Below are 25,925 nucleotides of genomic sequence, written 5' to 3'. Positions count from 1 at the left end.
GATCGCCACGTTTGCCGTACTCGTCGCATAATGTCGGCTTAATCGGCCAGCGGCCTAATGTACCTTTTTCCACGGGGCTTACCATGCGCGTACTGGTCTGCGAAGACGATGAGTTGATTGCCAGCGGGATCGTCGCCGGCCTCACGGCGCAGGGCCTGACGGTCGAGCACGTGGCCACCGCATCGGCGGCGCGGGCGATGGTCGGCGTGGCGGAGTTCGATGTCATGGTGCTGGACCTGGGATTGCCCGATGAGGACGGTCTCAAGCTGCTCCGGCAATTGCGCCAGCAGGGGCTGGAGACGCCGGTGCTGATCCTCACCGCCCGTGACTCGGTGACCGACCGGGTCGATGGCTTGCAGGCCGGGGCTGACGACTATCTGCTCAAACCCTTCGACCTGCGCGAGCTTGCGGCGCGCCTGCACACATTGCTGCGGCGCGTGGCGGGGCGCAGCGTCAACCTGATCGAGCACGGTCGCCTGACCTACGACCCCACCAGCCGGGAAACCACCCTGGACGGCCAGCCGGTGGATCTGTCCCGGCGCGAGCAATCGCTGTTGCAGGCGCTCTTGCACAGTCGCGGCCGGGTGCTGTCCACCGAGCAACTCAAGGACAGCGTCTACGGATTCAACGACGAGCTGGAAAGCAATGCCCTCAACGTCCATATCCACCACCTGCGGCGCAAGCTGGGTAACGGCATTGTCGAGACCGTGCGCGGCCTGGGCTATCGCCTGGGGCCGGCCGACGGCGGAGAACCCTCCAAGTGATGAGCCTGCGACTGCGCCTGAGCCTGACCCTCGGCGCGGCCTTCGCCCTGATCTGGGCCCTGGCCGCGGCGTGGATGCTCAGTGACCTGCGCAATCAGATGATGTTCTCCCTCGACCAGCGCCTGGTGGCGTCGGCGCGGATGGTTGCCGGGTTGCTGGAACAGATGCCGCCGTTGCCCAGCAAGGGCGAGGGCACCCACTTGAGCTCCGAGCAATTGAGCATTCCCGGCGGCATGGCCTGTCAGGTCAGTTCCTTGCGTGGCGAGATTCTGGCCCGCAGCCACGGCACCCCGGAACAGGCCCTGGAAGCCGAGAAAATGGGCTTCCACGACCAGATGATTGACGGTGCGCCCTGGCGCAGCTTCACCCTGGCCCGAGGGGACTTGCGCATCACCACCGCCGACCGCCAGATCGAGCGCGAAGCCCTGAACATGTCGATACTGCTGGCCGCCTCGGTGCCGGTGGGCGTGGCGTTGCTCGGTTGCCTGTGCCTGTTGTGGCTGGGCATCGGCCAGGGCCTGGCGCCGCTCAATCGCATGCGCGATGCGCTGATGCGGCGCAATGCCGATTCCCTGGAGCCCTTGCAGATCCACCCGCTGCCCAGCGAGTTGCGACCATTGCTGGAGACCCAGAACCAGCTGTTCCTGCGCATCGGCAAGACCATCGAGCGCGAGCGACGGCTGACCGGCGACGCCGCCCACGAGCTGCGCAGCCCGCTGACCGCCATCAAGACGCACCTGCAAGTGGCGCGCATGACCGAGGGCGCCGCCCGCGACCAATCCCTGGCCCGGGCCGAGGAGGGCGCCGACCGCATGCATCGCACACTCGAACAGTTGCTGCTGCTGGCTCGGGTCGAAGGCAGCCTGTCGTTCGACGACGGCGTGCACTGCAACGCCGAGCAGGTCGCGCGACTGGCGATCCAGGACGCGGCCAGCAGTGAGTCCCGGCGAATCAAATTGCACTTGGCCCCAGGGCTGTCCGACGCGCCGGTGCAGATGCCGGCGGTGCTCTCCATCGCCGCCTTGCGCAACCTGCTGGACAACGCCCTGCGCCATACCCCGGACGATACCGATGTGGAACTGAGCCTGGAGATGATCGGCCAGCGCGTGCGTTTCCAGGTCCGCGACCATGGCCCCGGCATCGCCGCCGACGACATCCAGCACTTGACCCAACGCTTCTGGCGCAACGGCCAGAGCACCGGTTGCGGGCTGGGACTGGCGATCGTCCAGGCCATCGTCCAGCGTTGCGGTTGCGGCCTGCATTTCGACAGCCGCCCGGATGGGCTACGGGTCGAGTTGACCATGCCGGTGCAGCACCCCTGATCCAAAGAGGGGCCGTGGCGAGGGAGCTTGCTCCCGCTGGGCTGCGCAGCAGCCCCAAACCAGCGGGCGCGGTGAGCCTGGTGGTTCCGGGCGACGGATTTGGGCCCGCTTCGCGGTCCAGCGGGAGCAAGCTCCCTCGCCACAATGATTCAGGCTACGACCCAAGGGCACTGGGCATCCTTCGGCGTGGGTTTTGTACATCTGCTGTAACGACCTGCCATTGGCGCCCCGGCCTTATCCGGGTCTATGTTTTTTTCAGCTCGACTCAAGGACTGAGGAAAACCGCGCCATGGACACCTTCATCGAAATCTGCACGGCCACGCCCAGTGATGCCGGCATCATCAGCCGGATCGCCGAACGCTCCATCCGGGTCGGGTGTGCCGCCGAACACCGCAACGACCCCACTGTCGTCGCCGCCTGGGTACGCAACAACACCCTCGCGCATATCCGCCCCTGGCTGGTCGACCCACGCTTGCGCCTGACCCTGGCACGTTTGCAGGGCCGGCCGGCGGGTGTCGCCATGGCCTCGGCCAGTGGCCGGATCGCCTTCTGCTACGTACAGCCGGAGTCCTTCCGCCGCGGTGTCGGCCAGGCGCTGGTGCGGGACATCGAGGCCTGGCTGCGCGGGCGCGGGGTGGCCCGGGTGCGCCTCAACAGCACCCGTAGCAGCCAGGCGTTCTATCGACACCTGGGGTTCGAGCAAAGCGCTGACGCCTTCGCCATCGGCGGGGTCAAGGCCATTGCGATGCACAAGCCATTGATCGCGCCACAGGAGAAAGTGCTGCCTGCGAGTAAATCCCCCCGTGGCTGATGCGTTTCCACTACAGGAAACCTGCATGTGCGCCCCGACCGGATGCGCACCTGCCCGGTGTGTCGTTTGGGTCACTACGTACTGCGGGGTCGAGAGATGTCAGTCGCCAACAGCCTTATCGAAGCACAGCCGGCCCGGGTCAGCCCCGTGCCGGCCGAGACGCTCTACCAGTTCAATGAGTCGCCGCTGCTGGCTCGCCAGAGTCGGCAGGAGTCCAATGCCCGCAGCTATCCACGGCGCATCCCCCTGGCGCTCAAGCGCGCCAAGGGGTTGTATGTCGAGGACGTCGAGGGGCGCACCTTCATCGATTGCCTGGCCGGCGCCGGCACGCTGGCGCTGGGGCATAACCACCCGGTGGTGATCGAGGCGATCCAGCAGGTGTTGGCCGACGAGCTGCCGTTGCACACCCTGGACCTGACCACGCCGGTCAAGGACCGCTTCGTCCAGGACCTGTTCGGCCTGTTGCCGGTAGAGCTGGCCGCCGAGGCGAAGATCCAGTTCTGCGGGCCCACCGGTACCGATGCGGTGGAAGCCGCCCTCAAGCTGGTGCGTACCGCGACCGGACGCAGCACGGTGCTGTCGTTCCAGGGCGGTTATCACGGCATGAGTCAGGGGGCATTGAGCCTGATGGGCAGCCTGGGGCCGAAGAAACCCTTGGGCGCCTTGCTCAGCAGCGGCGTGCAGTTCATGCCATACCCCTACGATTACCGCTGCCCGTTCGGGCTGGGCGGTGTCGAGGGCGTGAAGGCCAACCTGCATTACCTGGAAAACCTACTGAACGACCCGGAGGCCGGCGTGCAATTGCCGGCGGCGGTCATCGTCGAAGTGGTGCAGGGCGAGGGCGGAGTCATTCCCGCCGACCTGGACTGGCTGCGCGGCTTGCGGCGGATCACCGAGCAGGCAGGGGTGGCGTTGATCGTCGACGAAATCCAGAGCGGTTTCGGCCGTACCGGCAAGATGTTTGCCTTCGAACATGCCGGGATCATCCCGGACGTGGTGGTGTTGTCCAAGGCCATTGGCGGCAGCCTGCCGCTGGCGGTGGTGGTTTACCGCGACTGGCTCGACACCTGGTTGCCGGGCGCTCACGCCGGGACCTTCCGCGGCAATCAGATGGCCATGGCCGCCGGCTCCGCGGTCATGCGCTACCTGCGTGAGCACGACCTGCCGGCCCACGCCGCCGCCATGGGCGAACGCCTGGGCGAGCACCTGCACATCCTGCAGCGGGACTTCCCGCAACTGGGCGATATCCGCGGTCGCGGGCTGATGCTCGGTGTCGAGTTGGTGGACCCGGCGGGCAAGCCGGACGCCCTGGGCCATCCGCCAGTGCATGCCCAGCTGGCGCCACGGTTGCAACGCGAATGCCTCAAGCGCGGGCTGATCCTGGAGCTGGGCGGTCGCCAGGGCGGCGTGGTGCGGTTCCTGCCACCGTTGATCATCACCCGGGCCGAAATCGATCGGGTCGCCGAGATTTTCGGGCGAGCCCTGCATGCGGCGGTCAAAGACAACTAATTTTCACCCGGCCCCGTACGTTCCTTTCATATCCTGGCTGCGCATGTGACGCAGCGAACCTCGAGCAAAGATGGAGAGACACCCATGACTTCAGTATTCGACCGCGAGGACATCGTCTTTCAGGTCGTGGTCAACCACGAAGAGCAATATTCGATCTGGCCAGACTACAAGGCCATCCCCGAGGGTTGGCGTACCGTCGGTAAAAGCGGCTTCAAGAAGGAGTGCCTGGCCTACATCGAAGAAGTCTGGACCGACATGCGCCCGCTGAGCCTGCGCAAGAAAATGGACGAGCAGGCGGCTGCGGCCCACTGAATGTAGAGCCTGTGGCAGCAAGCAAGCTTTCCACAGGAAGGCTGCGGGAGAAGACAAATCCTGCAGTCACATCAGAACCCCTGTGGGAGCGAGCTTGCTCGCGATAGCGGTGGATCGGCAACATTGATGCCCGCTGACACTCCGCAATCGCGAGCAAGCTCGCACCCACAGAGGCCGACCGGCGTTACCAGCTATTGCTCGATCAAAAAATCAATCAACGCCCGTGCCGCCGCCGGCAATTGCCGATGGGGTGGGTAGATGATTGAAAAGGGTCGGCTGCGCCCGCCAAAGTCCTCCAGCAAAGCCACCAGTTCCCCGCGCTCGATTCGCTCCCGGACAATGAATTCATAGGTCTGGCAGATCCCCATCCCGGCCTGTGCCAGGGACACGATGCCCAATACATCATCGGACACTTGCACAGTGCCCGTCGGCAGCCATTCCCGTTCTTCATGATTGTCGCGAAATAGCCAGGGTGCGATGCGTCCGCTGCTGGGCATTACGAAAGGCAGGCAGGCGTGGGCAGCCAGTTCATCGACGTGCCGGGGCGTTCCGTTGCGCTCCAGGTAATGCGGCGCGGCCACCAGGCAAAGGCGGGCGTCTTCGAGCTTGCGCCCGACCAGGCCGCTGTCCGGCAGCGGCCCAAGGCGGATCGCCAGGTCATACCCCTCGGCCACCAGATCGACATTGCGGTTGGTGATACTCAGCTCGACCCGCACTTGCGGGTAAGTCTCGGCGAAACGCGACAGCAGCGATGGCAGGCGGTAATGACCGTAGGTGGTCGGCACGCTCAAGCGCACGCGACCGGTCAAGACACCGTCCTGGCCCTGGATTCGCCGCTCGGCGTCGTCAATCAGGGCAAAGGCCGAGCGCGACTGTTCCAGGTACAACGTGCCGGCATCGGTCAGGTTCAGCCGCCGGGTCGTGCGTCGTAACAGTTGCACCCCGAGCCGGGCTTCGAGGCGGGAGATGGCGCGGCTCAGGACCGAAGGCGTGGTGCCCAGCGCCACGGCACCGGCGCTGAGCGTGCCTTTTTCCACGACCGTGACGAAGGCTTCCACGTCGGCCAGGTAATCGAATCGACGGGCCATTGTTGCCTCCAGAGGCCAAGTGATGTTCCGGTACACCAGTTTATCGCCGGTGAGCGCATCAATACAGTGAGCGCATCTTTTATCGAAGCATCCTGGAGTCATCATGAAAAAGCTCACGACCTTGGCAACGTCTGTTGTTCTGGCGGGTATTGGCGTCGCGGCCCATGCCGATAACGTGCTGGTGGTCCTGTCGGATTCCGATCATCTGGATCTGAACAAGGGCAAGGTCTTCTCCACCGGGTTTTACCTCAACGAATTGCTGCAACCGGTGAAGCTGTTGCTGGATGCCGGTCACCACGTGACGTTCGCCACCCCGCAGGGCAAGGCGCCGACGCTGGACCGGTCCTCGGTGGACAAGATGTACTTCAACAATGACCCGGCGGAGCTGGAGCGCTACCAGGCGTTGCTGGCTCAACTGAACATCACTTCGGCCAAGGACTCACCGGTGATCAGCCTGGCCCGTGTCGAGCAGATCGGTCTGGAACAGTTCGATGCCTTGTACATTCCCGGCGGGCATGCGCCCATGCAGGATTTGCTCACGAGCGCACCGCTGGGGCGGGTATTGACGCACTTCCATGACCAGGGCAAGACCACCGCGCTGGTCTGCCACGGGCCGATCGCCTTGCTGTCGACCCTGCCTGATGCCAAGGGCTTCGTTGGCCAGTTGGCTAGCAAAGGCCAGGCCTCGGCCAAGGCCGGCTGGATCTATGCCGGGTACAGGATGACGGTGATCAGCAATCAGGAAGAAGAGCTGGCCAAGGGGCTGCTGGGCGGTGGGAGCATGAAATTCTACCCACAGACCGCGTTGCAGCAGGCTGGCGGGCAGTACAGCAGCAACACCACGCCGTGGACGTCCCATGTGGTGACGGATCGGGAACTGATTACCGGCCAGAACCCGGCCTCGGCGCTGGCGGTGGGGCAGGCGTTGGTTGAGCGGTTGAAACCCTAGGCCGGAAGACTTCCTATCCCTTGCTCGCGATGACGGAGTGTCAGCCAACATTGATCTTGCTGACCCGCCGCAATCGCGAGCAAGCTCGCTCCCACAGGTTTTCCGGCACACCGTCTGGTTATTTGAACCGCCGCTCCACCCCTTTCTCCACCAGGATCTTCGCCGAAATCTCTTCCACGGAAAAATGCGTGGAGTTGATATGGGGAATGTTCTCCCGCCGGAACAGGTTTTCCACCTCGCGCACTTCGAACTCGCACTGGGCGTAGCTTGAATAGCGACTGTTGGGCTTGCGCTCGTTGCGGATCGCCGTGAGGCGGTCCGGGTCGATGGTCAGGCCGAACAGCTTGTGCTGGTGGGCGCGCAGGGCGCTGGGCAATTGCAGGCGCTCCATGTCGTCTTCGGTCAGCGGATAGTTGGCCGCGCGGATGCCGAATTGCATCGCCATGTACAGGCACGTCGGTGTCTTACCACAACGCGACACGCCCACTAGGATCAGGTCGGCCTTGTCGTAATAATGCGTGCGGGCGCCGTCATCGTTGTCCAGCGCGAAGTTGACCGCCTCGATCCGCTCCATGTAGTTGGAGTTGTGGCCAATGGAATGGGACTTGCCGACCGAGTAGGAGGAATGCTCGCTCAGTTCCTGTTCCAGGGGCGCCAGGAAGGTGGAAAAAATGTCGATCATGAAACCATTGGACGTTGCGAGAATCTCACGGATGTCCTGATTGACGATGGTATCGAAGATGATCGGGCGAAAACCGTCGGTTTCGGCGGCTTTATTGATTTGCTGTACCATGGCCCGCGCCTTGTCGACGCTGTCTATGTACGGACGTGTCATCTTGGCGAAGGTAATGTTTTCGAACTGTGCCAACAGGCTTTGGCCTAGCGTTTCGGCCGTGATGCCGGTGCCGTCGGAGATAAAGAAAGCAGATCGTTTCATTTGCGCCTTGGGCCTTAAGCTAGTGAGCTAGTGACGATTCTTGGATATGATAGGCGCGATTTGCCGGCCACCAGTGGCCTGCATTCTCACTTATTTTCCAGGTCCAGGCCATATCGCCGGCAGGCGCTCCCCTGGAGCCGCCGGTGCCTTGAGCTTTTCCAACACAGTCAGTGGAGAGATCACCTTGGTAGAGTACGTAGTTTCCCTCGATAAGCTCGGCGTCCATGATGTGGAGCATGTGGGGGGCAAGAACGCATCCCTGGGCGAGATGATCAGCAACCTCGCCGGTGCCGGTGTATCGGTGCCAGGTGGCTTCGCCACGACCGCCCAGGCTTATCGTGATTTCCTGGAGCTGAGCGGCCTGAACAAGCAGATCCACGATGCGCTCGATGCCCTGGACGTCGATGACGTCAATGCCCTGGCCAAGACCGGTGCCCAGATCCGTCAATGGATCATGGAAGCCGAGTTCCCCGAGAAACTGAACGCCGAGATCCGCACCGCTTTCGCCAAGCTGTCCGAAGGCAATCCCGATATCGCCGTCGCCGTGCGTTCCTCGGCCACCGCCGAAGACCTGCCGGATGCCTCCTTCGCCGGCCAGCAGGAAACCTTCCTGAACATCCGTGGCGTGGAAAACGTCATTCGTGCCGCCAAGGAAGTCTTCGCCTCCCTTTTCAACGACCGTGCCATTTCCTACCGCGTGCACCAGGGCTTCGACCACAAGCTGGTCGCCCTGTCCGCCGGTGTGCAGCGCATGGTCCGCTCCGAAACCGGCACCGCCGGCGTGATGTTCACCCTCGACACCGAGTCTGGCTTCCGTGACGTGGTGTTCATCACCGGCGCCTACGGCCTGGGTGAAACCGTCGTGCAGGGCGCGGTGAACCCGGATGAGTTCTACGTTCACAAGGGCACGCTGCAAGCCGGTCGTCCGGCCATCCTGCGCCGCAACCTGGGCAGCAAGGCTATCAAGATGATCTACGGCGACGAAGCCAAGGCCGGTCGCTCGGTGAAGACCGTCGAGGTGGACAAGGCCGAGCGCGCGCGTTTCTGCCTGACCGACGCCGAAGTCAGCGAGCTGGCCAAGCAGGCAATGATCATCGAGCAGCACTACAAGTGCCCGATGGACATCGAGTGGGCCAAGGACGGTGACGACGGCAAGCTGTATATCGTGCAGGCCCGTCCGGAAACCGTGAAAAGCCGCACCCAGGCCAACGTCATGGAGCGCTACCTGCTCAAGGAAACCGGCACCGTGCTGGTGGAAGGCCGGGCCATTGGCCAGCGCATTGGCGCGGGCAAGGTGCGGATCATCAAGGACGTCTCGGAGATGGACAAGGTCCAGGCCGGCGACGTACTGGTCTCCGACATGACCGACCCGGACTGGGAACCGGTGATGAAGCGCGCCAGCGCCATCGTCACCAACCGCGGCGGGCGTACCTGCCACGCGGCGATCATCGCCCGTGAACTGGGGATCCCGGCAGTGGTCGGTTGCGGCAACGCCACCCAACTGCTCAAGGACGGCCAGGGCGTGACCGTTTCCTGCGCCGAAGGCGACACCGGCTACATCTTCGAGGGCGAACTGGGCTTCGACATCAAGAAGAACTCCGTGGACGCCATGCCGGAGCTGCCGTTCAAGATCATGATGAACGTCGGCAACCCGGACCGTGCCTTCGACTTCGCACAGTTGCCGAACGCCGGTGTGGGCCTGGCCCGCCTGGAGTTCATCATCAACCGCATGATCGGCGTGCACCCCAAGGCACTGCTGAACTACGACGGCCTGCCCCAGGACATCAAGGACAGCGTCGACAAGCGCATTGCCGGCTACGACGATCCGGTCGGTTTCTACGTCGAGAAGCTGGTGGAAGGCATCAGCACCCTGGCGGCGGCGTTCTGGCCGAAAAAGGTCATCGTGCGCCTGTCGGACTTCAAGTCCAACGAATACGCCAACCTGATCGGCGGCAAGCTCTACGAGCCGGAAGAAGAGAACCCGATGCTGGGCTTCCGCGGTGCGTCGCGCTACATCAGCGAATCGTTCCGCGACTGCTTCGAACTCGAATGCCGCGCCCTCAAGCGCGTGCGCAACGAGATGGGCCTGACCAACGTCGAGATCATGGTGCCGTTCGTGCGGACCCTGGGCGAAGCGAGCCAGGTCGTCGACCTGCTGGCCGAAAACGGCCTGGCCCGTGGCGACAATGGCCTGCGCGTGATCATGATGTGCGAACTGCCGTCCAACGCCATCCTGGCTGAAGAGTTCCTCGAGTTCTTCGACGGTTTCTCCATCGGTTCCAACGACCTGACCCAGCTGACCCTGGGCCTGGACCGTGATTCCGGGATCATCGCCCACCTGTTCGACGAGCGGAACCCGGCGGTCAAGAAGCTGCTGGCCAATGCCATCGCCGCCTGCAACAAGGCTGGCAAGTACATCGGCATCTGCGGCCAGGGGCCTTCGGACCACCCGGACCTGGCCAAGTGGCTGATGGAGCAGGGCATCGAAAGCGTTTCGTTGAACCCCGACTCCGTGCTGGAAACCTGGTTCTTCCTGGCCGAGGGTCAGGCGGCGGTCTGATCGAGTGAAGGGGCGGTCAACGGTAATACTGTTTACTTAAGGTTGATGAAGTTCATTGTGGCGAGGGAGCTTGCTCCCGCTTGAGTGCGAAGCGCTCACAAAAAGGGACTGCTGCGCAGTCCAGCGGGAGCAAGCTCCCTCGCCACGGTTTCACTTATCCTCTTCAATGAGCAGCGTTACAGTTACGCGACCCCTTTTTGATTGAAGTAGGGCGGGCTCCTGACAGATGCCGCCCTTTTTTGTGCAAGAGCATTATGCAAAGCAGCAGCAACCTTTTTCCTGTCGCTCTGATCAGCGCCGAGCGGCGCGGTGATCTGAGCGAAGATGTCTATCGCTTGAAACCCGGCAACAGCCCGGATGCCAGTGTCGAACTGGCCATCACCCGGCTGGGTATGGCCGACGCGGGTGAAACCCGTGGTGTCCCGGTGATCCTGTTGCACGGCAGTTTCTCCAACCGGCGCTTCTGGTATTCACCCAAGGGCCTGGGCCTGGGGGCGTACCTTGCACGCCTGGGATTCGACGTGTGGATTCCCGAGATGCGCGGCCATGGCCTCTCTCAGCGCAACCAGGGCTATCGTCACAATCGGGTGGCCGACTACGCCCGCTACGACTTGCCGGCCATTGGCGCCTTCGTGCGTGAGCAGAGCGGGCAGGTGCCCCACTGGATCGGCCACTCCCTGGGGGGCATCACCCTGGCGGCAGCCTTGGGCGGCCACTACCTGGGCGAGCCTGCCGTGGCGTCGGCGGCATTTTTCGGCACCCAGGTCAGCCGGACCTACTGGCCACTGAAGATCCCTCCGGTGGAATGGAGTGGCCGCTTCATTCTCAAGCGCTTTGCCCAATTGTCCGGCTCAAGGCTCAAGCGCGGCCCCGAGGACGAGCCCATCGGCCTGGCCCTGGAAAGCATGCGTTGGTACGGTTTGTTCGGACGTTTCGGCGATGCCGAGAAGAACTGGTGGGCCGGCTTGGCCGATGTCCAGTTGCCTGTGCTGGCGGTGAGTGCCGCGGGTGATCATCAGGACCCGACCTGGGCTTGCCGTAAACTTTTCGATCAGATCGGCTCGGTGCACAAGCAGTTTGTCTGCCTGGGCCGGGGACAGGGTTTCACAGACGATTTCGGTCATGTGGAGATGCTGGTCAGCAAGGCCGCTCACCTTGAGGTCTGGCCGTTGGTGGCGCGTTGGCTCGAGGATCAACAGGCCCCCCTGCTGGCAAGACAGCCCCAGTTGGCCGAGGCGGTTTGAGGCGAAGGCTCTGACGGGGGCATTTCGCTCCGGTCGGCTTGCGGCTAAGATATGACGCTTCAAGCAGTTCCAGTCACAAACGGTTGCTCATTCAGTCTGACGTTCCAGCCTTTCAGGAGTTGTTCGATGAACCATTACCTCACGCCCGACCTGTGCGACGCCTACCCGGAACTGGTGCAGGTGTTGGAACCGATGTTCAGCAATTTCGGTGGCCGCGATTCCTTCGGCGGCGAAATCGTGACCATCAAGTGCTTCGAGGACAACTCGCGGGTCAAGGAGCAGGTTGAACTCAAGGGCAACGGCAAGGTGCTGGTGGTCGACGGCGGCGGTTCCCTGCGCCGGGCACTGCTGGGGGACATGCTGGCGGAAAAAGCCGCGAAAAATGGCTGGGAAGGGCTGGTGATCTACGGTTGCATCCGCGACGTCGACGTCATCGCCCAGACCGACCTCGGCGTCCAGGCCCTGGCCAGCCATCCGATGAAGACCGACAAGCGCGGCATCGGCGATCTCAATGTGGCGGTGACCTTTGCCGGTGTGACGTTCCGCCCGGGCGAGTATGTCTATGCCGACAACAACGGCGTGATCGTTTCGCCAAGCCCGCTGAAAATGCCTGAATGAAGCGCCACAGCCATAAGGGATGAGGATGTTCGAGGAAGAAAACGCGCAATGGGGGCTGGTGCATGCCCTGGTGCTGGACGGTAAAGGCGGCGCGCGTTCCATAGCCCGGACCGAACTCGACGATTTGCAGTTGCAGGCCCACGAAAGCCTGTGGCTGCACTGGGATCGCAGTCATCCGCAAACCCACACCTGGTTGCGCAAGTCCAGCGGCCTGAGCGAATTCAACTGCGACCTGCTGCTCGAAGAGAACACCCGGCCGCGCTTGTTGCCGTTGCCCAATGCCGAACTGCTGCTGTTTCTGCGGGGGATCAACCTCAACCCGGGTGCCGAGCCGGAAGACATGGTGTCGGTACGGATCTTCGCGTCCGCCCAACGGGTGATCTCCCTGCGCCTGCGTCCGTTGCGCGCCACCGATGAACTGTTGGCGCAACTGGCCGAGGGCAAGGGGCCGAAAACGGCCTCTGAACTCATCCTTTATATGGCGCAATACCTCACCAACAAGGTGCAGGACCTGGTCACATGCCTGTCCGAAATCGTCGACGGGGAGGAAGAAAAGCTTGATACCGACGAACGGTATACCCCGGAGCACGACGCCATTTTGCACATCCGTCGAAGGGCCGCCGGACTCAAGCGATTCCTGGCGCCACAGCGGGACATCTTCGGCCAGATGACGCGGCTCAAGCTGCCCTGGTTTTTCGATGACGACGGCGACTATTGGAACGAATTGAACAACAGCCTGACCCGTTACCTCGAGGAGCTGGAGTTGACTCGAGAGCGCGTGGGGCTTGTGCTGGAGGCCGAAGACCGGCGCCTTTCGGTGCGCATGAACCGCACCATGTACCGCTTCGGCATCATCACCGGAATTTTCCTGCCGATGAGTTTTCTCACCGGCCTGTTGGGCATCAACGTCGGCGGTATTCCGTTTTCCGAAAGCCCCTACGGTTTCATGTTCGCGTGCCTGCTGATGATCTGCGTGGCACTGGGACAGTGGTGGTTGTTCCGTCGTTTGCGCTGGGTATGACAGAGGTTTCATGTGACCCGACGAAATTTGATCGCGTCTTCCACAGACATCACGAGAGGTGCGTATGCACGATCCGTTTGAACAGTCTTTGCGCGACATGCTCAAGGCTTCGCCTTCCAGCCGGGACGACGATGCATGCCTGGGACGTGTACTGAAAACCGCCAACCGCCAGGTCGGCGCGGGCGATCTGTTCAGCCTGCTGGGCCGCTGGTTGCCCGCGCTGATGATCGCCCTGAATAACGGATCGGCCCATGTCTCGCCGGTTTCCCGCCGTAAACCTGTTACTCGCACCGCTGATAAGGCTGATTGAATATGGAACTTGATCTCTGGACTCAGAGCCTCGTCACGGCAATGACTGCATTGTGGACCAAGGTGGCCAACTTCATCCCGAACCTCTTCGGGGCGCTGGTGGTGTTGTTGCTGGGTTTTGTCGTGGCCAAGCTGCTGGATACGCTGCTGTCCAAATTGCTCGCCAAGCTGGGCCTCGATCGCCTGATGGGCGGCACCGGCCTGACCAAGTTGCTGTCCCGTGGCGGCATCCAGGTGCCGATCTCGACCCTGGTCGGCAAGATCGTCTATTGGTTCGTATTGCTGATTTTTTTGGTTTCCGCAGCAGAATCCCTTGGCCTTGAGCGAGTTTCAGCTACGCTCGATATGCTTGCATTGTATTTGCCGAAGGTTTTTGGTGCCGCGTTGGTGTTGCTGGTGGGTGTCCTGCTGGCACAATTGGCCAATGGGCTGGTACGCGGTGCGGCCGAAGGCGTCGGGCTGGACTATGCCGCTGGCGTGGGGCGTATCGCCCAGGGCCTGGTGATTATCATCAGTATTTCGGTGGCGATCAGCCAGTTGGAGGTCAAGACCGACCTGCTCAACCACGTGATCGTGATCGTATTGATTACCGTTGGTCTGGCGGTTGCGCTGGCAATGGGATTGGGAAGCCGGGAAATCGCCGGTCAGATTCTTGCGGGAATCTATGTGCGTGAATTGTATGAGGTTGGGCAACAAGTGCGTGTTGGCGAGGTCGAAGGCCAGATCGAGGAGATCGGCACGGTGAAAACCACATTGCTGACCGAGGAGGGCGAGTTGGTGTCGCTTTCCAATCGGATCCTGCTGGAACAGCATGTGAGTAGCCGCTAACCCGGCAAACCCTGCTAATGTATGCCGCCGCGAAATGCCTGCTAACACAGGCTGCGGCGCACATTGACCTAGACTGTCGGCCCGACTTGTTTTGAACAAACCCCAATCGCTATCCACGCGCTACGACCCCCGTGATCTCTCCGATGAGGAGTTGGTCGCGCGCGCGCATACGGAGCTGTTCCACGTAACACGCGCCTATGAAGAGTTGATGCGTCGCTACCAGAGAACTTTATTTAACGTTTGTGCGCGGTATCTCGGGAACGATCGTGATGCTGACGATGTCTGTCAGGAGGTGATGTTGAAGGTGCTGTATGGCCTGAAGAACTTCGAGGGGAAATCGAAGTTCAAGACCTGGCTCTACAGCATCACGTACAACGAATGCATCACGCAGTATCGCAAGGAACGGCGAAAGCGTCGCTTGATGGACGCGTTGAGCCTGGACCCTCTCGAGGAAGCGTCGGAAGATAAGGCGCCCAAGCCCGAGGAAAAGGGTGGGCTCGATCGCTGGCTGGTCTATGTAAACCCGATCGATCGGGAAATTCTGGTGCTACGATTTGTCGCAGAGCTGGAATTCCAGGAGATCGCAGACATAATGCACATGGGTTTGAGCGCGACAAAAATGCGTTACAAGCGCGCTCTTGACAAATTGCGTGAGAAATTTGCGGGCATTGCTGAAACTTAGTTCGGCGCAAATATCTCTTACGCGTAGGCAAGTTCTGATAGACTTGCCGCCGAGTTGTCCCCCGGTTTGCGGGACTGCTTCACAATCACCAGATGGGGATTTAACGGATGAAACTGAAAAACACCTTGGGCTTTGCCATTGGTTCTTTGATTGCTGCCACTTCGTTCGGCGCTCTGGCACAAGGCCAAGGCGCAGTTGAAATCGAAGGCTTCGCCAAGAAAGAACAATTCGACAGCGCTCGTAACTTCAAGAACAACGGCAACCTGTTCGGCGGTTCGGTTGGTTACTTTCTGACCGACGACGTTGAACTGCGTCTGGCCTACGACGAAGTGCACAACGCACGTACCGACGACGGCACTAACGTCAAGGGCGCCAACACCGCTCTGGACGCCCTGTACCACTTCAACAACCCAGGCGACATGCTGCGTCCTTATGTTTCGGCCGGTTTCTCCGACCAGAGCATCGACCAGAATGGCAGCAACGGTCGTAACCGTTCTACCTTCGCCAACGTTGGTGGCGGCGCCAAGCTGTATTTCACCGAGAATTTCTACGCCCGTGCCGGCGTTGAAGCTCAGTACAACATCGACCAGGGCGACACCGAGTGGGCGCCAAGCGTCGGTATCGGTGTGAACTTCGGTGGCGGCTCCAAGCCTGCTGCTGCTCCAGTTCCAGCTCCGGCTGAAGTCTGCTCCGACAGCGACAACGACGGCGTGTGCGACAACGTCGACAAGTGCCCTGACACCCCAGCCAACGTAACCGTTGACGCTGATGGCTGCCCAGCAGTTGCCGAAGTCGTTCGTGTTGAGCTGGACGTCAAGTTCGACTTCGACAAGTCGGTCGTCAAGCCTAACAGCTACGGCGACATCAAGAACCTGGCTGACTTCATGAAGCAGTACCCATCCACCACCACTACTGTTGAAGGTCACACTGACTCCGTCGGTCCTGACGCTTACAACCAGAAACTGTCTGAGCGTCGTGCAAACGCCGTCAAGCAAGTTCTGACCAACCAGTACGGTGTTGAATCGTCCCGCGTTCAGTCTGTTGGCTACGGCGAAACCCGCCCAGTTGCTGACAACGCCACTGAAGCTGGTCGTGCAGTTAACCGTCGCGTAGAAGCGCAGGTTGAAGCTCAAGCTAAGTAATTAGCCCACAGCTTTGGAAAAGCCCGGCCTAGGCCGGGCTTTTCTTTGCCTGCGATTTATGGAAATGAGGGGGGCGTTGCCGCAAAACAGTTGGTTAACCACAAAACCTGTGGGAGCGAGCTTGCTCGCGATAGCGGTGTGTCAGCCAGTATTGATGTTGCTGACCCGACGCTATCGCGAGCAAGCTCGTTCCCACATTAGGTTGGGTGTTGTTGGTTACAGCGCCGAAGCCTGAACCCACGCAGGCTGTGACGCGGCCAGTTCGGCAGCACCGGCCACCGCGCCAATCACCAGGATCGCCGGGCTCTTGAGCTGGAACGCACTGGCATCGGCTTCCATCGAGGCCAGATCGCTGCGGCAATCACGCTGGTGGGGCAGGGAGGCGTTTTCGATCATGGCCACGGGCGTGTTCGCCGCCAGGCCACCGGCCAGCAACTGCTCGCGGATCTCGCTCAGTTTCGCCACGCCCATGTACACCACCAGCGTCGTGCCGCTTTGGGCCAGGGCCTGCCAGTTCAGGCGGCTGCCGTCCTGGGTGTGGGCCGTCACCAACGTCACACCACGGGCAATCCCGCGCAAGGTCAGTGGAATATCGCACTGGGTCGCCCCCGCGAGGCCGGCGGTGATGCCGTTGACCAGCTCCACCTCGACGCCATGCTCGCGCAACCACTGCGCCTCTTCGCCGCCGCGGCCGAAGATGCACGGGTCGCCGCCCTTGAGGCGCACCACGCATTTGCCCTGGCGGGCATAACGCAGCATCAGCCGATGAATGAAGGCCTGGGGGGTGGAACGGCAGCCGCCGCGCTTGCCCACGGCAATGATGCGCGCAGCGGGGCAGTGTTCCAGCACCGCGGCATTGACCAGGTCGTCGATCAACACCACGTCGGCCTCGCCCAAGGCGCGCACGGCTTTGAGGGTCAGCAATTCAGGGTCACCGGGACCTGCACCCACCAGCCAGACTTTTGCGTTCATAGTGTTTTCCTCACGAGATAGCCGCCAGCGGTTGCGCAGCGGCAACCAGCAGGCGTTTGATTTCCGGTACGCAAGAACCGCATTGCGTGCCACAGCCCAATTCCTGTTTAAGCCCCTGCAAGTCCAGGCCACGCTCAATGCCTGCGCAGATCGCACGCTGGCTGACGTTCATGCAGTTGCACAGCGTTTTGCTGCCACCCATTGCGGCGCCAACATTACCCGGCGGCGCGCTCAAAGGCGCCAGCAGCCAGCGCCGCAGTTGTTCATCGGCACGGCCTTCCAGCCACAGGTTCTGCAGCCAGTGCCGAGCCAGGGTTTCGCCAGCCAGGCGAATGGCGGTGATGCGGCCGTTTTCGATGCGCACCCGTTTGCCGATGGCGCGACGTGGGTCGTCATAGGCCAGCACCGGCCCGTCGATCAGGCTCAATTGCTCGTCGATGGCCTGGAGCAGTTGCGGTTCGGGCGCGACGGCGCTGGCGGCGCGAATCAGCAAGGCGGGACGCTCACGGCCGGTCAAGCTCAGGCTGACGTAGGAAAATGCCTCGCACAGGGGGCGCAACGCCTCCAGATGCTGTTGAACATCGCCTTCGATCAAGGCGAAAAGTTGCCAAGGCAGGTTCACCGGCTCCAGGCGCACGCCGCTGTGCTTGAGTTCCGGTTGTTTCGACAAGGGGTCGAAAGCCGGTTGAGTCAGGGTATTCACGCCGCCCTTGAGGAATCGATCACCCCAGTGCATGGGCAGGAACGCCTGGCCGGGGCGCACGCTGTCGTCGCTGTCCACCGCCACGACCACGCTGCCGCGACGGCTCTTGAGGCTGACCAGGTCGCCCGCTTGCAGGCGATGCCGCTGCAGTTCATCGGGATGCAGGCTGAGTACGGCTTCGTTCACATGCCCAAACAGCTGCGCGGCGGTACCGGTACGGCTCATGCCGTGCCACTGGTCACGCAAGCGGCCCGTGTTGAGGGTCAATGGGTAGCGGGCGTCACGCAGTTCCTGGGCGGCGCGATAGGGATCGGCCACGAAGCGCGCTCGGCCACTGTCGGTCGGGAAAATCCCGTCCACGTACAGGCGCGTCGTCCCGACCGTGGCGCCATCCGGGAAGGGCCATTGCTGAGGGCCGAGTCGGTCGATCAGGGCATGGCTGATGCCGGACAAGTCCAGGTCGCGGCCACGGGTCAGCTGCTTGTATTCATCGAACAGTTGGGCCGGGGTATCGAAGGCGAACAGGCTGGGTTGGCCTGGGCGCAGACGTTTCTCCAGGCGTTGTGCGAAATCCACTGTGATTGCCCAGTCCGGCCGTGCTTCACCCGGTGCGCCGATGGCCCGACGGACGTGGGAAATACGCCGTTCGGAGTTGGTCACCGAGCCTTCTTTCTCGCCCCAACTGGCTGCCGGCAGCAGCAGGTCGGCAAAGGCGGCGGTTTCGGTGGTCCGGAAGGCTTCCTGCAACACCACGAACGGACAGGCTTGCAGGGCCTCGCGTACCGCTGTCTGGTCCGGCATCGACTGGGCCGGGTTGGTGCAGGCGATCCACAAGGCCTTGATCTTGCCGCTGCGCACCTGCTCGAACAGCTCGATGGCGCTCAAGCCGGTGGTGGCGGGCAATTGCTCGACCCCCCAGTAACGGGCGACGTCGGCGCGATGCTCCGGGTTGGCCGCTTCGCGGTGGCCCGGCAACAGGTTCGACAGGCTGCCGGTTTCCCGTCCACCCATGGCATTGGGTTGGCCGGTCAGCGAGAAGGGGCCCGCCCCCGGCCGGCCGATTTGCCCGGTGGCCAGGTGCAGGTTGATCAGTGCGCTGTTTTTCGCGCTGCCGGCGGTGGACTGATTCAGGCCCATGCACCACAACGACAGGAAGCTTGGCGAGGTGCCGACCCATTTGGCGCACTGGTTCAGTTGTTCGACGCTGATGCCGCATAGCTGGGCGACCATCGCCGGGGTGTAGTCGCGTACCAGGTTCTTCAGGTCCGCCAAACCTTCGGTGTGGGCCTTGATGAAGTCGCGGTCGACCCAGTCTTCCCACAGCAGCAGGTGCAAAATCCCATGGAACAAGGCGACATCGGTGCCCGGCAGGATCGCCAGGTGCAGGTCCGCCAGATCGCAGGTGTCGGTGCGCCGGGGATCGATGACGATGATTTTCATCTGCGGCCGACGGGATTTTGCCTCTTCGAGGCGGCGAAAGAGGATGGGATGGGCGTAGGCCATGTTACTGCCGACGATCATCACACAGTCGCTCAGCTCCAGGTCTTCATAGCTGCAGGGCGGGGCGTCGGCGCCGAGGCTGCGCTTGTAGCCCACCACGGCGGAGGACATGCACAGCCGGGAATTGCTGTCGATGTTGTTGGTGCCCACCAATGCCCGGGCGAGTTTGTTGAAGGCGTAGTAATCCTCGGTCAGCAACTGGCCGGAGATGTAGAACGCCACGCTGTCGGGGCCGTGCTCGGCGACGGTCTCGGCGAAGACACTGGCGGCGTGATCCAGGGCGCTGTCCCAATCGGTGCGGGCCCGGGCCAGGCCTTTGCCCAGGCGCAGTTCCGGGTATAGGGCGCGGGCGGCGAGGTCGCCGGTCAGGTGCAGGGTGGAACCCTTGCTGCACAGTTTGCCGAAGTTGGCCGGGTGGGCGGGATCGCCGCTGACGCCGAGGATGCGCTCGTCGTCATGCTCGATCAGCACGCCGCAACCGACCCCGCAATAACAGCAGGTCGAGGCCGTGATCTGGCGGTTCATCAGCTTGCGTCCCGTAGGGCCAACTGCACTCGGCCGTTTTCGACCCGGGCCGAATGATGATGGGCGCAGCCCACGTCGGGGGCTTGGGCCTGGCCGCTTTCCAAGTCGATCTGCCAGTTGTGCAGCGGGCAGGCCACGCGCTTGCCGTAGACCAAGCCTTGGGACAACGGCCCGCCCTTGTGGGGGCACCGGTCATCGAGGGCGAACACTTCATCGTCGCTGGTGCGGAAAATCGCGATATCGCCTTTGGGGCCATTGATGATGCGCGAACCGAGGATATTGATCTCTTCCAGTGCGCAGATATCCAACCAGTTCATGCCGGCACCTCCAGGTTTTTCACGGTGATGACTTCGAACTCTTTCTTCAACTGAGGCTGTTCCAGGCGTTGCTTCCAAGGGTCCTGCTCCAGCGACAGGGAAAACTTCAGGCGTTCGTGGAGGGCCTTGCGCCGCTCGGGGTCTTCCAGCACGGCCTTCTTGATGTGCTCCATGCCAACCCGCTGCATGTAATGCACAGTGCGTTCGAGGTAGAAGGCTTCCTCGCGGTACAGCTGCAGGAAGGCGCCGTTGTATTCGCGCACTTCTTCGGCGGTCTTGAGCTTGACGAAAAACTCGGCGACTTCGGTCTTGATCCCGCCGTTGCCACCGATGTACATCTCCCAGCCGGAATCGACGCCGATGATGCCGACGTCCTTGATGCCGGCTTCCGAACAGTTGCGTGGGCAGCCGGAAACGGCCAGCTTCACTTTGTGGGGCGACCACATGTTGAACAGGTCGTGCTCCAACTCGATGCCCAGTTGGGTCGAGTTCTGCGTGCCGAAGCGGCAGAACTCGCTGCCCACGCAAGTCTTCACGGTGCGGATGGATTTGCCGTAGGCGTGGCCGGACGGCATGTCGAGGTCTTTCCAGACGCCGGGCAGGTCCTGCTTCTTGATCCCCAGCAAATCGATGCGCTGCCCACCGGTGACCTTGACCATGGGCACGTTGTACTTGTCGGCCACGTCGGCGATGCGCCGCAGCTCGGAGGGGTTGGTCACGCCGCCCCACATCCGCGGAACCACGGAGTAAGTGCCGTCTTTCTGGATGTTGGCGTGGGCGCGTTCGTTGATCAGGCGCGACTGCGGGTCGTCCTGGGCTTCGCCGGGCCAGGTGGAGATCAGGTAGTAGTTCAGCGCCGGGCGGCAGGTGGCGCAGCCGTTCGGGGTGCGCCAGTTCAGGTAGCTCATGGCCCCGGCGATGGTCAGCAGGTGCTGGTCGCGGATCGCCTGGCGGATCTGGCCGTGGTTGAGGTCGCTGCAACCGCAGATGGCTTTTTCGCTTTTCGGCTTGACGTCCGCCGCGCCGCCGACGGTGTTGATCAGGATTTGCTCCACCAGGCCGGCGCAGGAGCCGCAGGAGCTGGCGGCCTTGGTGTGTTTTTTCACGTCATCGACGCTGAACAGCCCGTGTTCCTGGATCGCCTTGACGATGGTGCCCTTGCACACGCCGTTGCAGCCGCAGACTTCGGCATTGTCGGCCATGCTCATGGCCTTGTCCTGGCCTTGGTGTCCGACGTCGCCCAAAGCGTTCTCGCCGAACATCAGGTGATCGCGGATTTCGCCGATGGCGTGGTTTTCACGGATCTGCCGGAAGTACCAGCCGCCATCCGCCGTATCGCCGTACAGGCAGGCACCGACCAGCACGTCATCCTTGATCACCAGCTTTTTGTAGACGCCGCCGATGGGATCGGAAAGGGTGATGGTCTCGGTGCCTTCGCCACCCATGAAGTCCCCGGCGGAGAACAGGTCGATGCCGGTGACTTTCAACTTGGTCGACGTGACCGAGCCCTTGTAAGTGGCGAAGCCCAGTTGGGCGAGGTGGTTGGCGCAGACCTTGGCCTGTTCGAACAACGGTGCGACCAAGCCGTAGGCGGTGCCGCGATGGTTGGCGCATTCACCGATGGCGTAGATGCGCGGGTCGTAGGTTTGCATCGTGTCGTTGACCAGGATCCCACGGTTGCACGGGATGCCGGACTTTTCCGCCAGTCCGGTGTTGGGGCGGATGCCGGCGGCCATTACCACCAGGTCGGCGGGGATGATGTCGCCGTTCTTGAACTGCACCGAGCCGACCCGGCCGTTGCCGGCGTCGTGCAGGGCCTGGGTTTGCTCGCTGAGGCGGAATTTCAGGCCGCGGTTTTCCAGGGCGGTTTGCAGCAGTTGGCCGCTGGTCTTGTCCAGTTGCCGTTCCAGCAGCCATTCGCCCAGGTGCACCACGGTCACGTCCATGCCCCGCAACTTCAGGCCATTGGCGGCTTCCAGGCCGAGCAGGCCGCCGCCGATGACCACGGCGTGCTTGTGGGTCTTGGCGGTGTCGATCATCGCCTGGGTGTCGGCGATGTCGCGATAGCCGATCACGCCGTCCAAGGTGTTGCCGGGGATTGGCAGGATGAAGGGCGTGGAGCCGGTGGCGATGAGCAGGCGATCGTATTCGGCTTCGCTGCCGTCTTCGGCGATGACCCGGCGCTTGACCCGGTCGATCTCCACCACTTTACGGTTGAGCAGCAGCTTGATGTCGTTGTCCAGGTACCAGCTCAGGTCGTTGAGCACGATCTCTTCGAACGTCTGCTCACCGGCCAGCACCGGCGAGAGCAGGATGCGGTTGTAGTTGGTGTGGGGCTCGGCGCCGAACACCGTGATGTCGTACAGCTCGTTGCTCAGTTTGAGCAGTTCCTCGAGGGTTCGAACCCCGGCCATGCCGTTGCCGATCATTACCAGTTTGAGTTTTTTCATCAGGGTTCTCCGCAAGCCAGGCCCGTTTCGTCACGGCGATCGGACTGGCTCGGCAATTTTTACGAAAACAAAAAAAGGCGTCCCGCTAGCAAGCTAGCGAGGACGCCTTTGTCCTGGTCCCGTTCTCTCGGGAAGCACCGCCTCCATCGTTGGAGGCGTTGCTTTATGTATGGTGAGAGAGGTTATGCAGTGGTTGTGCCAAGTGGCTGGAAGGCGCGGATTTGTTGAAGGGCGGGCGGGAGAGTCGAGTTGAAGAGGGATTTATTGCACCGAATCAAAGCGGGTTGCCCGGTAATGGAGCGTGGAGGCGGTGGATATGTAGTGACAGGCAAGACGCTATCGCGAGCAAGCTCGCTCCCACATTGGATCTGCGGTGGACACACAACCTGTGGGAGCGAGCTTGCTCGCGATAGGCGCGACCGGGTCTCAGCTGTGAAACACCAAAAACAGCAACACAACATTCACCACCAACGACACCAGCGCCAACGTCCGCCAGACCTTCAGCGGCTCACGCTCCAGCAACGGCCTGGGCCTTACGCTCAAGCTACGGCGCTCGCCCTGTTCCAGCAGCAACAGCCACTCCTCGGCGGTTTCAAAGCGTTGTTCCGGGGCTGCGGCGACGGCGCGTTCCAGGCTTTGCCCGAGCCATTCGGGCAGGTCCGGCCGATAGCGGCTGGCACTGACCGGCACACCGAAGCGCGGGCGCTGGAAGGCTTCGATTTCGCCGTAGGGATAATGCCCGGTCAGCAGGAAATACAAGGTCACGCCAACGGCATACAAATCCTGTTGGGCCGTGGGCGCGGTGCCGCCGAAGGCCTCCGGGGCGATGTAGCTGGGGGTGCCGGGCAGCACGTTGGCCTGGTCTTCGGACAGGCCCGGGCAATACGCCAACCCAAAGTCCAGCAAGCGCAATTCCCCGTCGTCGCCCAGGTGCAGGTTTTCCGGCTTGATGTCGCGGTGGTAGATCTGCCTTCGATGCAACAGGCCCACGGCCCGCACCAGCCGTTGCGCCAGGTCCAGCCATTGCGCCAGGGGCAGCGCCCCGGCCTGGTTGAACAGTTCGGCCAGGGTCGCCCCCGGATACTCTCGCATCACGTAGTACAAATGTTGCCGCTGGGGAGCGCCATGGACCTCGGGAAACTGCCGCCCGGCGACCCGCTTGAGAAACCATTCTTCCGAGAGCAAGGCCTGTCCGGCCCGGCTGTCGTCCCGTAGCTGCACGGGCAGGGTTTTCAGCAGCCAGGGTTGGCCTTGGCCGTCGTGTACCCGGTAGAGCAACGATTGCTGGCTGTGGCCGAGCAGGCTTTCGATCTGCCAGCCCTCGAAGACCTGGCCCGGTTTCAGCGCCGGCGGCAGGGGCCATTGCTGCAACTGGATCAGGGCATCGCCGATGCTGGCTTCGCCCACCGCATCGACCCGCACCAACAAGGCGCTGGCGTTGTCCTGGCTGCCGGCCAGGTGCGCGGCGTTGACCAGCGTCTGCGCGGCCAGGTCCAGGTCCGGCTGGTCGCGCAGGATGCCGGCGATGGCCGTGTCCCCCAGGACCGCCCAGACACCATCGCTGAGCAATACGAAGGTTTCGTCGGTGCGCAGTTCACCGTCGAGAAAGTCGAGGATCAGGTGTTGATCCAGGCCCAGGGCGCGCTTGAGCACATGTTGCATGCCCGGCTGTTCCCAGACGTGGTCTTCGCTGACCCGTTGCAGGTGATCGGCGTGCCAGCGGTAGACCCGGCAATCGCCGACGTGAGCGAGGGTAAAGCGCCGGCCCCGCAGGACCAGGGCACTGACGGTGGTGAGCAGCGGTTGCCCGCCACCGTTGGCTTGCAGCCAGCGATTCTGTGCCAGCAGCAGCCGGTCCAGTGCCTGGGCCACGCCCCAGGTTTGCGGCGTGGAATAGTAGTCCAGGGCCAGGGCCTGCAAAGTCGAACGGGCGGCCAGCCCGCCATCGGCGCATTGGCTCACGCCGTCGGCGATGGCGAACAGGTAACCCTTGCTGGCGGCCAGGGCCGGCGCCGGGGTGACCAGGCGCAGGGCGTCCTGGTTTTCTTCCCGCGGGCCGATGGCGCTGGCTTCGGCGAAGCTCAATCGCAGGCTCATGGTTGCAGGTTATACCCGAGCCGCGGTGACGGCGGCCGAACCCCAAGTGGTTCTCCAGCGACGCTTGACGCCGTGCAGGCCGAACCAGGCCAGGACACCGAGGCTGGCGAACATCCACAGGGCCAGTTGATAACTGCCGGTGCTTTGCTTGATCGCGCCCATGCCGGCCGCCAGGACGAAGCCGCCGATGCCGCCGGCCATGCCGATCAGCCCGGTCATCACGCCGATTTCGCGGCGGAAGCGTTGGGGCACCAGTTGGAACACTGCACCGTTGCCCGCACCCAAACCGAGCATGGTGCAAACGAACAGGGCCAGGGCCGCATAGGAGCTTGGCAGGTTGAAGCCCACCGCCGCGATGCAGACCGCCGCCACGGTGTACATGCCCAGCAAGGTGCGGATGCCGCCGAAACGGTCCGCCAGGGCGCCGCCCAAGGGACGCATCAGGCTGCCACCGAAGACGCAGGCGGCGGTGTAATAACCGGCGGTGACCGGGCTCAGGCCGTATTGGTCGTTGAAGTAGCCGGGCAGGGCGCTGGCCAGGCCGATGAAACCACCGAAGGTCACGCTGTAGAAGAACATGAACCACCAGCTGTCACGATCGCCCAGGGCCTTGAGGTAGTCGGCCATGGATTTGGCTTTCGGCCGCTCGGGGGCGTTCTTGGCCAGCCAGGCGAAGAGGACCAGGGTCAGCACCAGGGGGATCAGCGCGAAGCCGAACACGTTGGTCCAGCCGAAGGCCACCGCCATCACCGGAGCGATTAACGCCGCGAGCACGGTGCCCGAGTTACCGGCGCCAGCGATGCCCATGGCCTTGCCCTGGTGCTGTGGCGGATACCACTGGGAGGCCAGCGGCAGGGCCACGGCGAACGACGCGCCGGCCACGCCCAGGAACAAGCCCAGCAACAAGGCTTGCTCGTAGCTGTGGATGCCCAGTTTCCAGGCGCAGAACAGCGCACCGATCACAATCACCTGGCCGACCATGCCGGCGGTCTTCGGTGAAATCCGGTCGGCCAGCAGGCCCATGAACAGGCGCAGCACGGCGCCGGCCAGGATCGGCGTCGCCACCATCAGGCCGCGTTGTTGGGTGGTCAGGTGCAGGTCGGCGGAGATTTGCACCGCCAGTGGACCGAGCAGGTACCAGACCATGAAGCTCAGGTCGAAATAAAGGAAGGCCGCGAACAGTGTCGGGGTGTGGCCGGATTTCCAGAAGCTTGAATTCATCGCGCACCTCAGCTGTAAAAGTCTCGAGAAATGAGTCAGTGCTT

At 62.6% G+C, this 25,925-nt stretch carries 22 protein-coding genes; 14 read left to right on the top strand and 8 right to left on the bottom strand.

Annotated features, from left to right (window positions below):
• Positions 1 to 83 precede the first annotated feature (83 nt).
• The 5 genes from BLO80_RS04560 to BLO80_RS04540 all read left to right on the top strand — a co-directional run bounded on the left by BLO80_RS04560 (position 84) and on the right by BLO80_RS04540 (position 4,718).
• Positions 84 to 764, top strand: a complete 681-nt coding sequence (locus BLO80_RS04560) for a response regulator (RefSeq protein ID WP_092327037.1) — start codon at positions 84 to 86, stop codon at positions 762 to 764.
• A complete protein-coding gene (locus tag BLO80_RS04555) occupies positions 761 to 2,086 on the top strand; it encodes an ATP-binding protein (RefSeq protein ID WP_092327036.1) in 1,326 nt (441 codons plus the stop codon). The genes BLO80_RS04560 and BLO80_RS04555 overlap by 4 nt, the downstream gene beginning before the upstream one ends.
• 289 nt (positions 2,087 to 2,375) lie before the next feature.
• Positions 2,376 to 2,897, top strand: coding sequence for a GNAT family N-acetyltransferase (locus BLO80_RS04550; RefSeq protein ID WP_092327034.1), 522 nt, complete (start codon positions 2,376 to 2,378; stop codon positions 2,895 to 2,897).
• 96 nt (positions 2,898 to 2,993) lie between these two features.
• The gene (locus tag BLO80_RS04545; protein WP_092327193.1) at positions 2,994 to 4,406 is read left to right on the top strand and encodes an aspartate aminotransferase family protein; all 1,413 of its coding nucleotides are present in this window, start codon (positions 2,994 to 2,996) and stop codon (positions 4,404 to 4,406) included.
• 84 nt (positions 4,407 to 4,490) lie between these two features.
• Complete coding sequence (locus BLO80_RS04540; RefSeq protein WP_072407945.1) at positions 4,491 to 4,718, top strand: MbtH family protein; 228 nt, start codon at positions 4,491 to 4,493, stop codon at positions 4,716 to 4,718.
• Positions 4,719 to 4,909: 191 nt separating this feature from the next.
• On the opposite strand, the gene BLO80_RS04535 is transcribed toward BLO80_RS04540, so the two are convergent.
• Positions 4,910 to 5,806, bottom strand: a complete 897-nt coding sequence (locus tag BLO80_RS04535; RefSeq protein WP_092327033.1) for a LysR family transcriptional regulator — start codon at positions 5,804 to 5,806, stop codon at positions 4,910 to 4,912.
• Positions 5,807 to 5,909: 103 nt separating this feature from the next.
• On the opposite strand from BLO80_RS04535, the gene BLO80_RS04530 reads away from it, so the two are divergent.
• Positions 5,910 to 6,755, top strand: coding sequence for a type 1 glutamine amidotransferase domain-containing protein (locus tag BLO80_RS04530; RefSeq protein ID WP_092327031.1), 846 nt, complete (start codon positions 5,910 to 5,912; stop codon positions 6,753 to 6,755).
• A gap of 118 nt (positions 6,756 to 6,873) precedes the next feature.
• Here BLO80_RS04530 and BLO80_RS04525 read toward each other — a convergent pair whose 3' ends face one another.
• Positions 6,874 to 7,692, bottom strand: coding sequence for a posphoenolpyruvate synthetase regulatory kinase/phosphorylase PpsR (locus BLO80_RS04525; RefSeq protein ID WP_072407939.1), 819 nt, complete (start codon positions 7,690 to 7,692; stop codon positions 6,874 to 6,876).
• Between the two features lie 184 nt (positions 7,693 to 7,876).
• Here BLO80_RS04525 and ppsA point away from each other — a divergent pair, with 184 nt between their 5' ends.
• From ppsA to BLO80_RS04485, 8 genes are all read left to right on the top strand, one after another.
• A complete protein-coding gene (gene ppsA / locus BLO80_RS04520) occupies positions 7,877 to 10,252 on the top strand; it encodes a phosphoenolpyruvate synthase (protein ID WP_092327030.1) in 2,376 nt (791 codons plus the stop codon).
• 254 nt (positions 10,253 to 10,506) lie between these two features.
• Complete coding sequence (locus tag BLO80_RS04515; RefSeq protein ID WP_092327028.1) at positions 10,507 to 11,496, top strand: alpha/beta fold hydrolase; 990 nt, start codon at positions 10,507 to 10,509, stop codon at positions 11,494 to 11,496.
• Positions 11,497 to 11,622: 126 nt separating this feature from the next.
• The gene (rraA, locus tag BLO80_RS04510; RefSeq protein ID WP_092166765.1) at positions 11,623 to 12,114 is read left to right on the top strand and encodes a ribonuclease E activity regulator RraA; all 492 of its coding nucleotides are present in this window, start codon (positions 11,623 to 11,625) and stop codon (positions 12,112 to 12,114) included.
• A 25-nt stretch (positions 12,115 to 12,139) separates the two neighbouring features.
• On the top strand, positions 12,140 to 13,135 hold the full coding sequence (locus BLO80_RS04505) for a zinc transporter ZntB (RefSeq protein WP_092327027.1): 996 nt from the start codon (positions 12,140 to 12,142) through the stop codon (positions 13,133 to 13,135).
• Between the two features lie 64 nt (positions 13,136 to 13,199).
• Positions 13,200 to 13,445 carry a hypothetical protein gene (locus BLO80_RS04500; RefSeq protein ID WP_014337331.1) on the top strand — a complete coding sequence of 82 codons (246 nt, stop codon included), beginning with the start codon at positions 13,200 to 13,202 and terminating at the stop codon, positions 13,443 to 13,445.
• Positions 13,446 to 13,447: 2 nt separating this feature from the next.
• The gene (locus BLO80_RS04495) at positions 13,448 to 14,272 is read left to right on the top strand and encodes a mechanosensitive ion channel family protein (RefSeq protein WP_003199523.1); all 825 of its coding nucleotides are present in this window, start codon (positions 13,448 to 13,450) and stop codon (positions 14,270 to 14,272) included.
• A gap of 91 nt (positions 14,273 to 14,363) precedes the next feature.
• On the top strand, positions 14,364 to 14,954 hold the full coding sequence (gene sigX / locus BLO80_RS04490; RefSeq protein WP_003183614.1) for an RNA polymerase sigma factor SigX: 591 nt from the start codon (positions 14,364 to 14,366) through the stop codon (positions 14,952 to 14,954).
• A 107-nt stretch (positions 14,955 to 15,061) separates the two neighbouring features.
• The gene (locus BLO80_RS04485; RefSeq protein ID WP_092166763.1) at positions 15,062 to 16,096 is read left to right on the top strand and encodes an OmpA family protein; all 1,035 of its coding nucleotides are present in this window, start codon (positions 15,062 to 15,064) and stop codon (positions 16,094 to 16,096) included.
• Between the two features lie 216 nt (positions 16,097 to 16,312).
• Here BLO80_RS04485 and cobA read toward each other — a convergent pair whose 3' ends face one another.
• The 6 genes from cobA to BLO80_RS04455 form a co-directional block, all read right to left on the bottom strand.
• On the bottom strand, positions 16,313 to 17,068 hold the full coding sequence (gene cobA, locus BLO80_RS04480) for a uroporphyrinogen-III C-methyltransferase (RefSeq protein ID WP_092327025.1): 756 nt from the start codon (positions 17,066 to 17,068) through the stop codon (positions 16,313 to 16,315).
• 10 nt (positions 17,069 to 17,078) lie between these two features.
• Entirely contained in the window at positions 17,079 to 19,796 is a 2,718-nt protein-coding gene (locus BLO80_RS04475) for a nitrate reductase (RefSeq protein ID WP_092327024.1), read from the bottom strand.
• A complete protein-coding gene (nirD, locus tag BLO80_RS04470) occupies positions 19,796 to 20,113 on the bottom strand; it encodes a nitrite reductase small subunit NirD (RefSeq protein WP_018605256.1) in 318 nt (105 codons plus the stop codon). Before nirD ends, BLO80_RS04475 begins: the two co-directional genes overlap by 1 nt.
• Positions 20,110 to 22,563 (bottom strand): nitrite reductase large subunit NirB, encoded by a 2,454-nt coding sequence (gene nirB / locus BLO80_RS04465; protein WP_092327022.1) that lies wholly within the window; start codon positions 22,561 to 22,563, stop codon positions 20,110 to 20,112. The genes nirD and nirB overlap by 4 nt, the downstream gene beginning before the upstream one ends.
• 426 nt (positions 22,564 to 22,989) lie before the next feature.
• A complete protein-coding gene (locus tag BLO80_RS04460; RefSeq protein ID WP_092327021.1) occupies positions 22,990 to 24,660 on the bottom strand; it encodes a bifunctional protein-serine/threonine kinase/phosphatase in 1,671 nt (556 codons plus the stop codon).
• Positions 24,661 to 24,669: 9 nt separating this feature from the next.
• The gene (locus BLO80_RS04455) at positions 24,670 to 25,881 is read right to left on the bottom strand and encodes a nitrate/nitrite transporter (protein WP_092327020.1); all 1,212 of its coding nucleotides are present in this window, start codon (positions 25,879 to 25,881) and stop codon (positions 24,670 to 24,672) included.
• Between the last annotated feature and the right edge of the window lie 44 nt (positions 25,882 to 25,925).

This window comes from Pseudomonas sp. NFACC56-3, from assembly GCF_900100025.1.
Classification (GTDB): Bacteria; Pseudomonadota; Gammaproteobacteria; order Pseudomonadales; family Pseudomonadaceae; genus Aquipseudomonas; species Aquipseudomonas fluorescens_AA.
Note: the sequence above shows the minus strand (reverse complement) of the source record. Positions and strands in the feature narration are given on the sequence as shown.

Excerpts from the sequence above, each read along its gene's own strand:
- BLO80_RS04560 (WP_092327037.1), top strand. The coding sequence starts at position 84 with ATGCGCGTACTGGTCTGCGAAGACGATGAGTTGATTGCCAGCGGGATC.
- BLO80_RS04550 (WP_092327034.1), top strand. The coding sequence starts at position 2,376 with ATGGACACCTTCATCGAAATCTGCACGGCCACGCCCAGTGATGCCGGC.
- BLO80_RS04545 (WP_092327193.1), top strand. The coding sequence starts at position 2,994 with ATGTCAGTCGCCAACAGCCTTATCGAAGCACAGCCGGCCCGGGTCAGC.
- BLO80_RS04540 (WP_072407945.1), top strand. The coding sequence starts at position 4,491 with ATGACTTCAGTATTCGACCGCGAGGACATCGTCTTTCAGGTCGTGGTC.
- BLO80_RS04535 (WP_092327033.1), bottom strand. The coding sequence starts at position 5,806 with ATGGCCCGTCGATTCGATTACCTGGCCGACGTGGAAGCCTTCGTCACG.
- BLO80_RS04530 (WP_092327031.1), top strand. The coding sequence starts at position 5,910 with ATGAAAAAGCTCACGACCTTGGCAACGTCTGTTGTTCTGGCGGGTATT.
- BLO80_RS04525 (WP_072407939.1), bottom strand. The coding sequence starts at position 7,692 with ATGAAACGATCTGCTTTCTTTATCTCCGACGGCACCGGCATCACGGCC.
- BLO80_RS04515 (WP_092327028.1), top strand. The coding sequence starts at position 10,507 with ATGCAAAGCAGCAGCAACCTTTTTCCTGTCGCTCTGATCAGCGCCGAG.
- rraA (WP_092166765.1), top strand. The coding sequence starts at position 11,623 with ATGAACCATTACCTCACGCCCGACCTGTGCGACGCCTACCCGGAACTG.
- BLO80_RS04505 (WP_092327027.1), top strand. The coding sequence starts at position 12,140 with ATGTTCGAGGAAGAAAACGCGCAATGGGGGCTGGTGCATGCCCTGGTG.
- BLO80_RS04500 (WP_014337331.1), top strand. The coding sequence starts at position 13,200 with ATGCACGATCCGTTTGAACAGTCTTTGCGCGACATGCTCAAGGCTTCG.
- BLO80_RS04495 (WP_003199523.1), top strand. The coding sequence starts at position 13,448 with ATGGAACTTGATCTCTGGACTCAGAGCCTCGTCACGGCAATGACTGCA.
- BLO80_RS04485 (WP_092166763.1), top strand. The coding sequence starts at position 15,062 with ATGAAACTGAAAAACACCTTGGGCTTTGCCATTGGTTCTTTGATTGCT.
- cobA (WP_092327025.1), bottom strand. The coding sequence starts at position 17,068 with ATGAACGCAAAAGTCTGGCTGGTGGGTGCAGGTCCCGGTGACCCTGAA.
- BLO80_RS04475 (WP_092327024.1), bottom strand. The coding sequence starts at position 19,796 with ATGAACCGCCAGATCACGGCCTCGACCTGCTGTTATTGCGGGGTCGGT.
- nirD (WP_018605256.1), bottom strand. The coding sequence starts at position 20,113 with ATGAACTGGTTGGATATCTGCGCACTGGAAGAGATCAATATCCTCGGT.
- nirB (WP_092327022.1), bottom strand. The coding sequence starts at position 22,563 with ATGAAAAAACTCAAACTGGTAATGATCGGCAACGGCATGGCCGGGGTT.
- BLO80_RS04460 (WP_092327021.1), bottom strand. The coding sequence starts at position 24,660 with ATGAGCCTGCGATTGAGCTTCGCCGAAGCCAGCGCCATCGGCCCGCGG.
- BLO80_RS04455 (WP_092327020.1), bottom strand. The coding sequence starts at position 25,881 with ATGAATTCAAGCTTCTGGAAATCCGGCCACACCCCGACACTGTTCGCG.